Genomic DNA, 13733 nt, shown 5'->3' with positions numbered 1-13733 from the left:
TCCCCGCCCCGGTTTCCACGCCGGGGCGTGTCCCGGGCCAACCTGTCCCGGCGTTCGTGCGTCAGTAGATCCGTGGTGAGGCCTGGGGCGAACCTCGCGGCCGCTGTGGTGGTGATCGCGGCGGTGCTGGCCGGATGCGCCGACGTACCCCTCGAAGGCGCTCCCAGCCCCTCTGCTTCCAAACCCACCACGGCGAAGCCCACCGTTGCGCCGACGCCCAAACCCAGCACCACAGCGTCGACGCCTCCTTCGACGTCTCCGCCAGGAAAGCTCCCGGCAGCAGCTCCGGTACTGCGGTCCTTCCCGGGACGACTGCCCAGCGGCAAACCGCCGCTGTTCGTCGTCGTCTCCTTCGACGGCGCCGGCGATCTCATGCTCTGGGCCCGCTGGCGGGCCGTGGCGCGACAGGTCAACGCGCGAATGACATTCTTCCTCTCCGGCCCGTACCTGTACCCGGGCGATCGGCGCACCGACTACAAACCGCCGTACAAAAAGCCCGGCGCCTCCGACATCGGCTGGGGCGACCCGGCCGACATTCTCGGCCGGACGAAGGTACTGCGGGAGGCGATCGCCGAGGGCCACGAGATCGGCACGCACGCCAACGGGCACTTCTGCGGCGCGACCGGCATCGGCCGCTGGACGACCGCCCAGTGGACCGCCGAACTGGGCGCGTTCGACCGGATGGTGCGCACCGGCCCGTCACTCGCAGCCGGCAAGACCGTCGAGCCGCCGTTCGATCCGGCGACCGTGAAGGGCATGCGGACACCTTGCCTGGAAGGCGACCGCCCCGCGTACCGGCTCGCGATGGCGCAGCGCGGCATGCTGTACGACGCCTCCGCGCCCGGGTACATCGCCTGGCCGAAGAAGGCCGACGGGCTGTGGAACTTCCCGCTGGAATCAGTGACGCTGGCCGGTACCGCGAAGAAGACGCTGACGATGGACTACAACCTGTGGTTCGCGCAGACGCAGGCGCGCAAGGCGCCGATCGCCCAGGCTCCGGCGCTCAAGGCACAGGTCCTCGCGACCTACCGGGCGGCCTTGGCGAAATCACGGGCGAGTGGCAATCCGCCGTTGTTCCTCGGCAACCACTTCAACCGCTGGAACAACAGCGTGTACTCCGACGCGCTCGCCGCCTTCGTCACGGAGACGTGCACGCAGGCCGACGTACGGTGCGTGTCCAACATGGAGCTGGCAAGCTGGCTGGCGAAGTACGGCGTACCGCGTGGTCCGCGGCAGCCGTCATAGCTTGGTGTAGCCGTACGCGCTCTGCCAGGTGCCGCCGTCCTTGATCCGGCCGACGACGAGTCGCTGCAGGCTCGTGTCCTGCGGGAGCTCGTCGAGATGCTCCAGGCCGTGGGTGCGGAACGTGAAGAAGATCGCGCTGTCCTGGCTGTCGTTCGGTGTCCCGTACGGCGTGAAGCGGCGGCCGAACTTCACCATGTTCGAGTCCTGCGGGAGGTTGTCGAGCAGGTACGGGTCGAGCAGCCAGGACCACAGGTTCGCCGTCCGCACCGGGTACTCCGGGAAGTACCGCGGGAAGAACTCGCGGGCCTGCTGGATGCTGTCGTCGACCAGCTCGGGGGTCAGCGGACCGGTCTCCGGGATGTGCACGCCGATGATCCACTCACCCGGCTCGGTGCCCGGGACCGGCTTGTCCTCGGGCACCTGGTGCAGCATGTACTGCAGGCGCCCGAGCCAGTAGATGTTGCCGACCCAGAAGTTCGTCAGCCACCAGTGCGTCTCCAGGCTGTACTCACCGTGCGTACGACGACTCACCTTGAGCTGCTGACCCAGATCGGCCAGCGTCGCCCAGCTGATCTTGTCCGGAATACCTCGCTCTGTGTGGAACCGGCGGATGTCCGGCACGGTGTCCAGGAACGCCTGGACCGAGTTCCGCGGGTCCTCCGGCATCGTGAACTCCGGCTCCCGGCCGAGCTTCCCGATCGCGCCGCGGATCTGGTCCGCGAGCTCCTTCACCGCCGTCTGATCCGGCTCGAACGCCTCGGCCGCGTCCCGGTCGGCATCGGCGAACCCGAGCAGGCGATATTCCTCAACACTCGTCACTCATCAACGGTAACTGATGCAAACGAGCCAGGGACTTACGATCTCAGGCGTGAGCTAACAGCGGTTCTCTCCTCCTGAGCGGTTGCGGGACGTCGTTGACCACGTCTGGCTGGTCGAATCGGCGCCGTTGCCGCGGTTGCGGCAGGAGATCCTGATTCCCAACGGACGGCCGGGGCTGGCCGTGGCACTCGGCGAGCCGGGGACTCGGCATGATCCGGTGACTCAGGTCGAGTGGCCGAATGCGGCCTCGGTGTTCGGGGTGATGACCCGGCCGCAGGTGCTCGGACAGGTAGGTACGTCGAGTTACGCCGGCGTCGAGTTCACGCCGTGGGGGCTCGCGTCGTTCGGTCTCACCGCGTTGGTGGACGAGGTGCAGCCGCTGGGGGACTGGGCCGGCGCGGATGCGGTGGCCGGGTTGGTGACGGAGTTGCGGGCGGTGCCGTTCGGCGCGAAGCGTGCCGAGCGGCTGGCAGGCTTCCTCGCGGTTCGGTTGACGACGACGGTCGCTCCGCCGGTCGTGATCGAGGCAGTGCGCGCGATCGACGAGCTGGGGGGCCAGGTGGCCGTGGCTGAGGTGGTGCGGCGGTGCGGTACGTCGTACAGCACCTTGTATCGGCTGTTCCGGCGGAGCATCGGCATCGGGCCGAAGCGGTACGCCGAGATCATCCGGTACTACCACTTCGTCGGCGGGCTGCTCGGTGGTCCCGCCGACGCTGCCGCGACCCTGTCGGCGTTGCACGGGTACTACGACCAGGCGCACGCGGCGCGCGACTTCAAGCGTTACACCGGCGTCAGTGCGACGACCTTCCTCGCCGTACAGAACGGCATCGCCGCGCTGATGCATGGAAGATCCGTCCAAGACGACTCCACGCGCGGCGAGTGAGGATCTGGGGATGGGACGCATAGTTCATGTCGAGATAGTTGCCGAGGACCACGATCGGGCCGCGAAGTTCTACCGTGAGGTGTTCGCCTGGGAGGTGACGCCGGCGCCGGTCCCCGACGGATACCTGCTCGCGGCGACCGGGCCGGGGGAGGGGATCGACGGAGCGATCATGAGCAGCCGGTACCAGTCGCAACCGACCATCGCCTGGATCGAGGTCGACGACCTCCAAGCGACGCTGGAGGGCGCCCGCGCGGCAGGCGGCACTCCGATCGGCGAGATCCAGGACCTCCCCGGTGTCGGCAGACTGAGCTACCTCCGCGACACCGAGGGAGTACTCGTCGGGTTACGTCAGGCGTGAGGCGCGGACCTCCACCACTCACCAACCTCCGGCAGTTCGCGCGGTCCAGGCTCAGCCCTGTCCTCGGAGGGCCCTTGGGCGAGGGTTGGTGAGTGGCGCAGGTCCGCCCCCACCTCACCGCTCCTCGGCCAGGCCCAGGTACAGGATCTTGGGGTTGGCGGGGTTGAAGGCCAGCGACGGGATGCCGTCGAAGGTGTTGTGGTTCTTCGTGAGGGCGCCTGTCGAGGGGACGAAGCGGTACAGGTCGGCGCCGAAGTTGGCGAAGGAGGTGCCGTAGCTGAAGTAGAGGAGGTCGGGGTCCACCGGTGAGGCCCACATCTTGTTGCCGTTGATGAGGTCGGCGCGGCTCTGGTCCAGGACCTCGCGGAACTTCTGGCCGCCGTCGGTCGACTCCCAGATGAACCGGGTCGACCGATCCCGGTCGTACCCCTCCATCCAGACCTTCGACGGATCGGCCGGTGACATCGCCAGGCTGAACGCGTTCACCCGTTCCACCGGCCGCGACCGGGTCCAGCTCCGCCCGCCGTCGAACGTCACGTACACGCCGTCCGACATCACACCGGCCACGACATGATCCGGGTTCCTCGGATCCACCACGGCGTCGTACAGGAAGAGATCACGAGCAGGCGGTACGCCGACCCGCTGCCAGGTCACGCCGTCGTTCGAGGAGTCGTACAGCTGCCCGTCGCCGGCCACGACCCGCAGCCGTCCGGGCTGTGCGTGCAACGCAGCCAGCCCACCACCCGCGACCGGGCCGAGGACCGTGCTGACCTGCGAGCCGCGCACGCGATGGATGGGCTGGTCGTTGACGCTGTAGATGTACGCCGCATCGCCCGGCCCGGGCTGTACGTCGTACGTGCTCAGGTCGTCCGGTGTCTTGTCGAGCAACTGCCAGCTGCAACCGGCGTCACTCGAGCGCTGGATCGCCTGCCGGCCGATGCTGACGAGCGTGTTCGGCTCCTGCAGCGCGGCGACCTTCGCGTACGTGACGGCGCGCAGCTTGCCGGTCGTCGGCGCGAGGGTCGCGCCGTCGGATTCGGTGATCGTCACCGAGCCGTCGCCGTACACGGTGTCGCAGTGCGGGCGGTTCCAGAACCAGCCGGGGTCCGCGGCACCGGCGTACGGAGGAGTCAGCGCGATCAGGACGGTCAGGGCAGTTCCGACGACGGTCATCCCTTAGATGTAAGGGATTCCGGGCACACCGGACCAGCGCTTGCCGTGGCCGACAAGCGCCATGACGAGAACAGGTCAGCCGGTGCTTATCCCGCGGCGGTGTCGATGTGCTGCGCGAGCACGAGGTCGTCGTCGGTGATCCCGCCGGCCTCGTGGCTGCTGACCCGGAACGTGATCGTGGTGTAGCGGATGTCCATGTCCGGGTGGTGGTTCATCGACTCCGCGAGCTGCCCGACGGTCGCCACCAGCCGGATGCCGTCCAGGAACGTGTCCCTCTTGACGCTGCGCACCAGTTCGTTGTCCACGACCTTCCACTCCGGGAGATGGTCGCGCAACGCGAGGTCGATCTGGTCGTCGGTCAGGAGCTCACTCATGCGCTCACTCTAGACCCCTGACGGCAGTGAGGGTGGCGATGACGTCGGTGCGCCAGGCGCGGTAGCGCGCGGGATCCTCGGTGAACGTGCGCTGGTCGGTCACCACGGCGTCCGCCGCGAGCAGTTTGGCGGCGTGTGCCTTCAGCGGCGCGGGCAGCTGCGGGTTGCTCTGTACGTCGTGCTGCAACTGCCACAGGAGGTTGTAGTCCTCCATCCCGTCGCGGAAGTTCTCCAGCCGGATCGACGCCATCGGGCCGTTCGGTCCCGGGTAGAACATCGACCCGTCGCCCGCCGTACCGTTGAACGTCGCCGCCCTCCACGCGGACAGGATGCCGTCGTTCACCAGCAACTGGTTGGCGTGGTCGGATCGGAGCCAGCGGTTGGTCGCGTAGTACAAAATGCCTTCCACACCGGCTTTGTAGGACATTGGCCCGACCAACGTCCGGGCGTCGATCGGCGGGTAGCCGTTGAACCAGTTCGGCAGCGGTGAGCCGGTAGCGATGTCCGGGTACCACCAGGCCTGGTCGCCGCGGGCACGGGTCCGCTCGGCGACTTGCTGGTTGTACAGATCCTGCTGCGGCACCCAGACGTCGACGAGGCCGGCGAGTCCGGTGTCGACGCCCATCGAGTTGTCCCGCAGCGTCGTGAGGATCGGCAGGTCCGGGAACGCCTCCTTCACCGCGGCGAAGGTCTGCTTCGCCGCTTGCAGCAGCGGACCGTTCGCCTCGTCGAAGCCGTACACATATGCATATTTGTCGACACCGGCGGCGCGGTAGCTGTCCATCGCGGTCCGCAACTGGGCGATCCACGTGTCGATCTGCGCCTGCCAGGTCTCCGGCTTGGACGGGTTGAGCAGACCGGCCCACAGGTAGAACGCGTTGAAGTCCCGCAGTCCGTAGTGGTCGCGGATGTACAGCACGTCCTCGACCGGGGTCGGCACGATCACCGGGTTCGCGTTCGAGGGGATGCACGCGCAGGTGTAGAGCTGGTCCGGCTCGATCTTGTAGTCGTGCAGGAAGGACCAGTACTGGTGCTTGGTCGCCTCCTGCGCCGCCGGGTCGGTGATCCCGTAGATGTCGTTCACGATCGCGGGCGTGAACTGGAACGTGGTGTTGAGCTTCGGTGCGTCGGGTGCCGCCACGGGCCAGACCTTGGCGGCCACGGTCATGGTCCGGGTCCGCTTGCCGGCCGCGGAGAACGCGACCGTCACGTGGTACGTGCCAGGGGCGGCCGTCGCCGCCGCCTTCAGCCGGATCCAGTACGGCTGGAACGTGTCCGCGGGTACGTCGACCGACGTCAGGTCGTCACGGATCGGGTCCGGCGTCCAACCGGCGTACGTGGGCCGGTGGTACACGTTCGTCGGCGTCACGTTCAGCGAGCCGACGGGAGCGACCGTGGCCTGCAGTGCGCCCTTGCCGGACACGGACGTCACGCGGGCCTGTACGCCGGTCAGCGGCTCGGCGAACGGCAGTACGACGGCCTGCACGTTCTCGTACTCGCCACGGGTCAGCGACACCGTCGGCGCCGTACCGGTCGAGGTGAACGGCAGGTCCTTCGGGTACACCAGCGCCATCGAGTCGGCGGACTCGACACCGAAGTCGGCGCGGCGGTCGTGTGCTCGCGCCTGGATGGTGTTCGCCAACCTCGGCACGGTTCGCTGCAACGCGGTGACGCCCGCATTGAACGGCTGGTACTGCGCGTACGTCATCGGGCCCAGCTTCTGGCGCAGCTCGGCGCACTGTGCCTCCGCTGCCCGCACCTGAGCCTTGAGCCGCTCGTCCGCGGGCTCGTGCCCGAGCGACCGGTCGAGTCCCTCGATCTGCTCCGCAAGCTTCGTCAGCACGCCGTTGAAGTCGACCAGTCGCAACAGTTGGGCGGCAGCCTTGTCGCCGTACGGCGTTTGGTCGTACGGGTAGCTGTCGACGAGCCGGAACGCGTCGTAGTGACCGATGACCGGCGTCTTGGCCCGCGGCATCGAGAAGCTGAGGTAGGCGATCCGGGTGATGTCGACACCGGCGGCCGCGATCGTGCTCATCCGCAGCGTGATCGGCGTCCAGTCGCGGGCGCGGATCGGGTAGTCCATACCCCACGCCTTGTTCGACTGGTCCCGGACGGTGATCCGGCCGACCGTCGTGTAGTCCTGCTCGGTGAAGAAGTCGAAGCCCAGCACGGTGTGGCCGGACCAGTCCGACACCGGGAGGCTCGGCGTTCCGGCGTACAGGTTGATGCCGGACGACGCACTGGCTCCCGGTGTGTTGGACGGGCCAACGGTGAACTTCAGGCCCGAGTCGCCGTGCGTGGGGTCGGCCGAGCGCTCGATCCGGTCGACCTGCGGCAACGTGACGGTCGCGCCCTGCAGATCCGCGTCGGTCTCGAAATCCTGGAACACTCCGGCGGGTGCGGCGGCCTGCGCCGCGCCCGCCTGGAGGCCGCCCACCACCAAGGTGATTGCCATCAGCAACAAGCCGGTCTTCCTCACGAGCCGCTCCTCCCGCCGGAATTACGGTCCCCACCGTAAAACGGGCGGGAAGGTGCGTCAAGGCGTGAGGTGGAGATTTCTGACCGGAGAAGGGTCGCTGTGCGCAGTTTCGATCAGCGTCGAAAGGTGGCTAGGAGCGCCGGGCCCGCGGCGCCGCGAGGAATCCGAGAAGCGCCAGTACCGATCCCGCGGTGACGATCACGCCGAAGACCCACGGCTGCGGGTCGTCGGCATTGAACGCCAGCAGGGTGCCGCTGATCGCCAGCCCCGTGGCGATGCTCATCGTCGCGGCCATCTGACCGGCGCTCGTGTTGCGGCCGGAGTTGCTCTGGTCGGACAGGTCCAGTGTGAGCACCGACAGGCTCGAGGAACTGAGCCCCATGCCGATACCCGCGAAGCCCCAGCCGATCAGGCCGATCCAGGTGGTCGCGTGCGTCCACGCGAGCAGTGACGTCACCGCCAGCCCGAGCGTCATGAACGCCAGCCCGGTCCGCAGTACGACGACGCGCTCGATCCCGTGCTCGCGACCCTGCAGCCACGATCCGAACGCCCAACAGACGCCAGTGATCGACAGCGTCACGCCGGCTCGCGACGGGCTGAAGTTGTGCTGCAGGGTGAGCAGGAGCGGGAGGTACGCGCCGACTCCGGCGAACGCGGCCCCGCCGAGCCCGCGGACGGCGACCACCGCAGGGAAACCGCGTCGGGCGGTGAACGTTCCGGCAGGCATCACGCGTACCGCGGCCCGTCCTAGCACCGCTAGCGCCACGAGAACCGCCGTACCGCCGAGGATCGGGTGCGCTTCCAGGTGGTCACCGGCCAGCGTCATGGAGAACAGCGCGACGGATGCAGCGAGGGCCCAGGGGAGTGCGGCGCGCCAGGCTTGGAGCTCGGCCGCGTCCTCGGCGGTGCGCTCCGGCGCCGGGGCGTCGGCGGATTGACGCATCGCCGGGCGGAGCAGCAGCCAGCTCGGGACCAGCAGTACGAGCGCGCCGAGGAAGACCCAGCGCCAGCCGAACTGCTCCGTCACCACACCCGTCAGTACCGGCCCGAGGACCGAGGGCAGGATCCACATCGCGGCGAACAACGAGAACATCCGCGGCCGCAGTACGGCGGGCAGCGCGCGGGCGACGAGCACCATCAACGACACGTCGAGCAGCCCCTCGGCCAGGCCGCTGAGCAGCCGTCCCGCGATCACCATCGGCATCGCGGTCGCCGTACCGACCAGAAGCTGCGCGAGGGTGAACGAGATCGCGCCCGCGCGCAACGTCGGGATCGGGCCGCGGCGGTCCGACCAGAGGCCGGCGATCGCGAGCGAGATCAGGTAGCTCGCGTTCGGCGCCGCGTTCGCGAGACCGAAGCTGCCGAGCGCGTCGAACTCGCGGACCATCGTGGGCAGTGCCGTACCGACCGCGCGGTTCTCGAACGCGCCGAGCGTGACGAGGCCGATCACCCCGAGCACCAGTGGCAGGTGCTGTCCGGTGAACAGCTTCGGGCGGGCCTCAGCGGCGGCGGTCGTCGTCATGCCCGTTATCGTCGAAGTTCAAGTTAGGTTGAAGTCAAGGCGAGCGGGTTCCGGGCAGCCGGAAGATCAGCACCAGGACGCGGAGGACGAGCACCGCGCAGATCACCAGCAGGTTGTAGCCGAGCAGCTGGAACAACGTCATCGAGTCGGTGACCTTCGGACCGCCCGGCGTACCGAGCAGCAGGACGGCCATGATGCCCGCGGTCGCACCTAGCACTGCTAGCAGCGCCTGGTGGAGCAGGCCGGTGAAGTGCCGCCGGTCGCGTTCGTCGGCGAACAGCCGAACGTTCACGCCGAGCCGGCCGCTCTCCGCCGCGGCCGCGATCCGGTCGATGCGGCGCGGCAGCCGGCGCAACATCGGGAGCAGCGTGGCGAGCTCCTCGGTCGCCGTACGGCGGAGCGCGTCGGGCGCGAGCCGGTCGGTGACGTGAGCGCCGGCGAACTGCCGCGACGCCGCGACCAGGTCGAAGCTGGGGGAGATCCGGGAGATCGTCCCTTCGATCGTGGCGAGTGCGCGGAACACGGCGGCGACCTCGGGCGGTACGCCGAGTTCGTGCGACGTGATGATCTTGAACAGGTCGTTGAACATCGCCGGGCCGAGCGTCACACCGGCCGCGAGGTGCCGGGTCATGAACTGGCCGACGGAGCGCTCCAGCGCGCGTTCGTCGATGACGTCCGGGCGATAGACGATCTCCAGCAGGGCGTCGGTGGCCGAGACCGGGTCGCCGTGGTCGATGGCGAGCAGGAATCGTTGCAGGGCCTCGCGGGTGGCCGGGTCGAGGCGTCCGACCGAGCCCAGGTCGAGCATGCCGATCCGGCCGTCGGTCAGCAGCAGGAAGTTGCCCGGGTGCGGGTCGGCATGGAACACCCCGTCGATCGCCACCTGGCCGAGCAGGCACTCGAACAGCGCGCGACCGAGGCGGGCCGGGTCGAGGCCGCGGTCGGCGATCGCCTGGCCGGCGTTGCCGAGACCGATGCCGTCGAGCCGTTGCATGGTGAGGACGCGGCGGGTCGAGCGCTCCGGATACAGCCGCGGTACGACGAGATCATTGCTCGCAGCAACGGAATGGCCGGCGGCGACCGTGGTCATGTTGCCGGCTTCTACGGTGAAGTCGAGCTCCTCGCGCATCGCGTCCGCGAACCCGTCCGCGAGCGCCCGCACGCCCATCCCACGTCCCCAGTCGGTGTTCCGCTCCAGTAGCCGCGCAAGCCGCCGTACGATGTCGAGATCCCGATCCACCACCCCCGCAATCCCGGGCCGCTGCACCTTCACCACCACATCGTCGGAGGTGTGTAGGCGGGCGGTGTAGACCTGGGCTACCGAGGCCGCGGCGAGTGGCTCGGGGTCGAAGGCGGCGTACAGCTGGTCCAGGGGGCCGCCGAGCTCCTCGGTGAGGACCTGCTCGATCTCCGGCCAGGGCGCGGCGGTGACCTGGTCCTGCAGGCGGCTGAGCTCGTCGGCGACCGCCGCCGGGATGATGTCGCTGCGGGTCGAGAGCACCTGGCCGAGCTTGACGAACGTGACACCCGCCTCGTCGAGTGCGAGCCGCAGCGACCTGGCCAGCTCGGCCTGGCCTGCGGCGTTCTCTCGGCCGGGACGGCGGCGGCCGCGCAGATACGGGCCGAGGCCGTGCTTGATCGCGATCCGCAGAATCTGCAGGTACCGCCGGGTGCGCGCGATCCGCCCGCTCAGGTCCCGCCGCAGATCACGGGCCCGCGGCAACGACCCGGTCGGTACCAGCGCCTCCGCCAGCACCAGGAACACCAGACCCGCGAGCATCGAGCAGAGCGCGATCAGCGCCATGAACGCGATCGCGGCGCCGCTCGATCCGGTCCACGGCGGCGTACCGATCATCGCGATCGCCAGCGGCCCGGACACGCTCAGCGTGATCAGCGCACCGACCGCGAGCCGCCCGAACCCGAACCGCACCCCGAGCAACCGCTGCGAGATCGGCACGAAGATCATCATGAACAGGACCAGATTCACCAGCCGCAACACCACAACGTCCATAGCCCCGAACCCTAGACACCCGACCACCCCCGGCAACTCCCCCACACGCGGGTGACCCATCCCCCACCCCCATTTCCCTGGCTGACCCACGAAGTTGGGGGTTCTGCACCCTGCACACGGGTCAGGAACCCCGCATTTGATGGGTCAACCAGGCAAATTCGTGGGTCAGCCAGGCAAATGGGAGAGCCCCGGGCCGGTGGGGCCAGGGGCTCTCGGGTACTGCGTTTGCGGTGGGGTCAGGCGGGGCGGCGGCGGATTTTGTTGCCGAGCCAGACCAGGGGGTCGTACTTGCGGTCGACGACGCGTTCCTTCATCGGGATCAGGGCGTTGTCGGTGATCTTGATGTGCTCGGGGCACACCTCGGTGCAGCACTTGGTGATGTTGCAGAAGCCCAGGCCGTGCTGCTCCTGCGCGGCGTGCTGCCGGTCGGCGGCGTCGAGCGGGTGCATGTCCAGCTCGGCGACGCGCATCAGGAACCGCGGACCGGAGAACGACTCCTTGTTCTCCTCGTGGTCACGGATCACGTGGCAGGTGTCCTGGCACAGGAAGCACTCGATGCACTTGCGGAACTCCTGCGAGCGCTCGACGTCGACCTGCTGCATCCGGTACTCGCCCGGCTTCAGGTCCGCCGGCGGCTTGAAGGCCGGCACCTCGCGCGCCTTCTGGTAGTTGAACGACACGTCGGTGACCAGGTCGCGGATCACCGGGAACGTGCGCATCGGCGTGACCGTGACGACCTCGTCCTCGGCGAACGTGTTCATCCGGCACATGCACATCAGCTTCGGCATACCGTTGATCTCGGCGCTGCACGAGCCGCACTTGCCGGCCTTGCAGTTCCACCGGACCGCCATGTCGGGCGTCTGCGTGGCCTGCAGCCGGTGGATCACGTCGAGGACGACCTCGCCCTCGTTCACCTCGACCTCGTAGTCCTTGAGCTCCCCGCCCTCGGAGTCCCCGCGCCAGACGCGGAATTTGCCCTTGTAACTCATTTGGCCGGCAGCTCCTCATCCGTCAGGTACTTCTTCAGCTCGTCGACTTCGAACAGCTCCAGCAGGTCCTCGCGCATCGGGATCTGCTGCTCCTCGGTGACGTTGACGACGCCGTCCGCGTCGAGCGCGCACACCAGCAGCTTCTTGCGCCACTCGGGGTCCATCGTCGGGAAGTCGTCCCGCGTGTGCCCACCGCGCGACTCCTGCCGCATCAGCGCGGCCCCGGCCACACACTCCGAGACGGTCAGCATGTTGCGCAGGTCGAGCGCGAGGTGCCAGCCCGGGTTGAACTGCCGGTGACCCTCCACCGTCATCTTCGCGATCCGGCTGCGGAACTCGGACAGCCGGCCGAGCGCCTGCTCCATCTCTTCTTCCTTGCGGATGATGCCGACCAGGTCGTTCATCGACTGCTGCAGTTCCTGGTGGATCGTGTACGGGTTCTCGCCGCCCTCGAGCTCGAACGGCGCGAGCGCGTCCGCGGCCGCCGCGTCGACGTCGGCGTCGTCGATCTTCGGCCGCTCCTGCAGCTGATCGACGTACGTCGCCGCGCCCATGCCGGCGCGCCGCCCGAAGACCAGCAGGTCGGACAGCGAGTTGCCGCCCAGCCGGTTCGAGCCGTGCATGCCGCCGGCGACCTCACCCGCGGCGAACAGGCCCGGTACGACGGACGACGCGGTGTCCGGGTCGACCTCGACGCCACCCATCACGTAGTGGCAGGTCGGACCGACCTCCATCGGCTCCGCGGTGATGTCGACGTCCGCCAGCTCCTTGAACTGGTGGTGCATCGACGGCAGCCGCCGGGTGATCTCCTCGGCCGGGAGCCGCGACGACACGTCCAGGAACACGCCACCGTGCGGCGTACCGCGACCGGCCTTCACCTCGGAGTTGATCGCGCGGGCGACCTCGTCGCGCGGCAGCAGCTCCGGTGGGCGCCGGTTGTTGTCCGGATCCTTGTACCAGCGGTCCGCCTCGTCCTCTGTCTCGGCGTACTGCGCCCGGAACACGTCCGGCACGTACTCGAACATGAACCGCTTGCCCTCGGAGTTCTTCAGTACGCCGCCGTCGCCGCGGACCGACTCCGTGACCAGGATCCCCTTCACCGACGGCGGCCAGACCATGCCGGTCGGGTGGAACTGGATGAACTCCATGTTGATCAGGGTCGCGCCGGCCCGCATCGCCAGCGCGTGCCCGTCACCGGTGTACTCCCAGGAGTTCGAGGTGACCTTGAAGGACTTGCCTACCCCACCGGTCGCCAGTACGACGGCCGGCGCGTCGAAGAGGATGAAGCGACCGGACTCACGCCAGTACCCGAAGGCGCCGGAGATCGCGTCGCCGTCCTTCATCAGCTCGGTGATCGTGCACTCGGCGTACACCTTGAGGTTCGCCTCGTAGTCGCCGGTCGCCTCGAAGTCCTCCTGCTGCAGCGAGACGATCTTCTGCTGCAGGGTGCGGATCAGCTCCAGGCCGGTGCGGTCACCGACGTGCGCGAGCCGCGGGTACGTGTGCCCGCCGAAGTTGCGCTGGCTGATCCGGCCGTCGGGCGTGCGGTCGAAGAGCGCGCCGTACGTCTCCAGCTCCCAGACCCGGTCGGGGGCTTCCTGCGCGTGCAGTTCGGCCATCCGCCAGTTGTTCAGGAACTTCCCGCCGCGCATCGTGTCGCGGTAGTGGACCTGCCAGTTGTCGTTGGAGTTCGCGTTGCCCATCGCCGCCGCGCAGCCGCCCTCGGCCATCACGGTGTGGGCCTTGCCGAACAGGGACTTGCAGATGATCGCGGTCTTCTTGCCCTGCTCGCGGGCCTCGATCGCCGCCCGCAGGCCGGCGCCGCCGGCCCCGATCACGACGACGTCGTACGAGTGTCGTTCCAGCTCAGTCATGGAGTC

The 13733-nt window shown here is 68.5% G+C and carries 11 protein-coding genes and 1 pseudogene; 4 read left to right on the top strand and 8 right to left on the bottom strand.

The features are described 5' to 3' along the window. Positions 1-72 precede the first annotated feature (72 nt). Positions 73-1245: a polysaccharide deacetylase gene (locus tag E0H50_RS06475; RefSeq protein WP_131285671.1), complete on the top strand. Its 1173-nt coding sequence runs from the start codon at positions 73-75 to the stop codon at positions 1243-1245. Here E0H50_RS06475 and E0H50_RS06470 read toward each other — a convergent pair. Continuing rightward, positions 1240-2064: an acyltransferase domain-containing protein gene (locus tag E0H50_RS06470; protein WP_131285670.1), complete on the bottom strand. Its 825-nt coding sequence runs from the start codon at positions 2062-2064 to the stop codon at positions 1240-1242. The two genes, E0H50_RS06475 and E0H50_RS06470, sit on opposite strands and share 6 nt — an antisense overlap. 70 nt (positions 2065-2134) lie before the next feature. On the opposite strand from E0H50_RS06470, the pseudogene E0H50_RS44370 reads away from it, so the two are divergent. The 3 genes and pseudogenes from E0H50_RS44370 to E0H50_RS06460 all read left to right on the top strand — a co-directional run. After that, positions 2135-2398 (top strand): annotated as a pseudogene (locus E0H50_RS44370) (DUF6597 domain-containing transcriptional factor); the annotation flags it as partial. A gap of 27 nt (positions 2399-2425) precedes the next feature. Continuing rightward, positions 2426-2947 (top strand): helix-turn-helix domain-containing protein, encoded by a 522-nt coding sequence (locus E0H50_RS06465; protein ID WP_337590365.1) that lies wholly within the window; start codon positions 2426-2428, stop codon positions 2945-2947. Positions 2948-2957: 10 nt separating this feature from the next. Further along, positions 2958-3305, top strand: coding sequence for a VOC family protein (locus E0H50_RS06460; protein WP_165547013.1), 348 nt, complete (start codon positions 2958-2960; stop codon positions 3303-3305). Between the two features lie 114 nt (positions 3306-3419). Here the strand turns inward: E0H50_RS06460 and E0H50_RS06455 are convergent, their stop codons facing one another. The 7 genes from E0H50_RS06455 to E0H50_RS06425 all read right to left on the bottom strand — a co-directional run bounded on the left by E0H50_RS06455 (position 3420) and on the right by E0H50_RS06425 (position 13727). Further along, positions 3420-4478: a WD40/YVTN/BNR-like repeat-containing protein gene (locus E0H50_RS06455; protein ID WP_131285667.1), complete on the bottom strand. Its 1059-nt coding sequence runs from the start codon at positions 4476-4478 to the stop codon at positions 3420-3422. A gap of 86 nt (positions 4479-4564) precedes the next feature. After that, positions 4565-4852: a 4a-hydroxytetrahydrobiopterin dehydratase gene (locus E0H50_RS06450; RefSeq protein ID WP_131285666.1), complete on the bottom strand. Its 288-nt coding sequence runs from the start codon at positions 4850-4852 to the stop codon at positions 4565-4567. Positions 4853-4856: 4 nt separating this feature from the next. Next, positions 4857-7331 carry a DUF4091 domain-containing protein gene (locus E0H50_RS06445; RefSeq protein WP_131285665.1) on the bottom strand — a complete coding sequence of 825 codons (2475 nt, stop codon included), beginning with the start codon at positions 7329-7331 and terminating at the stop codon, positions 4857-4859. Between the two features lie 130 nt (positions 7332-7461). After that, complete coding sequence (locus tag E0H50_RS06440; RefSeq protein ID WP_131285664.1) at positions 7462-8853, bottom strand: MFS transporter; 1392 nt, start codon at positions 8851-8853, stop codon at positions 7462-7464. Positions 8854-8887: 34 nt separating this feature from the next. Then, the gene (locus tag E0H50_RS06435; RefSeq protein ID WP_131285663.1) at positions 8888-10864 is read right to left on the bottom strand and encodes an ABC1 kinase family protein; all 1977 of its coding nucleotides are present in this window, start codon (positions 10862-10864) and stop codon (positions 8888-8890) included. 236 nt (positions 10865-11100) lie between these two features. Beyond that, a complete protein-coding gene (locus E0H50_RS06430) occupies positions 11101-11853 on the bottom strand; it encodes a succinate dehydrogenase/fumarate reductase iron-sulfur subunit (RefSeq protein WP_131285662.1) in 753 nt (250 codons plus the stop codon). Further along, positions 11850-13727 (bottom strand): fumarate reductase/succinate dehydrogenase flavoprotein subunit, encoded by a 1878-nt coding sequence (locus tag E0H50_RS06425; RefSeq protein WP_131285661.1) that lies wholly within the window; start codon positions 13725-13727, stop codon positions 11850-11852. Before E0H50_RS06425 ends, E0H50_RS06430 begins: the two co-directional genes overlap by 4 nt. Positions 13728-13733: the final 6 nt, after the last annotated feature.

The organism is Kribbella sindirgiensis, assembly GCF_004331435.1.
In the GTDB taxonomy this organism is placed as follows: Bacteria; Actinomycetota; Actinomycetes; order Propionibacteriales; family Kribbellaceae; genus Kribbella; species Kribbella sindirgiensis.
Note: the sequence above shows the minus strand (reverse complement) of the source record. Positions and strands in the feature narration are given on the sequence as shown.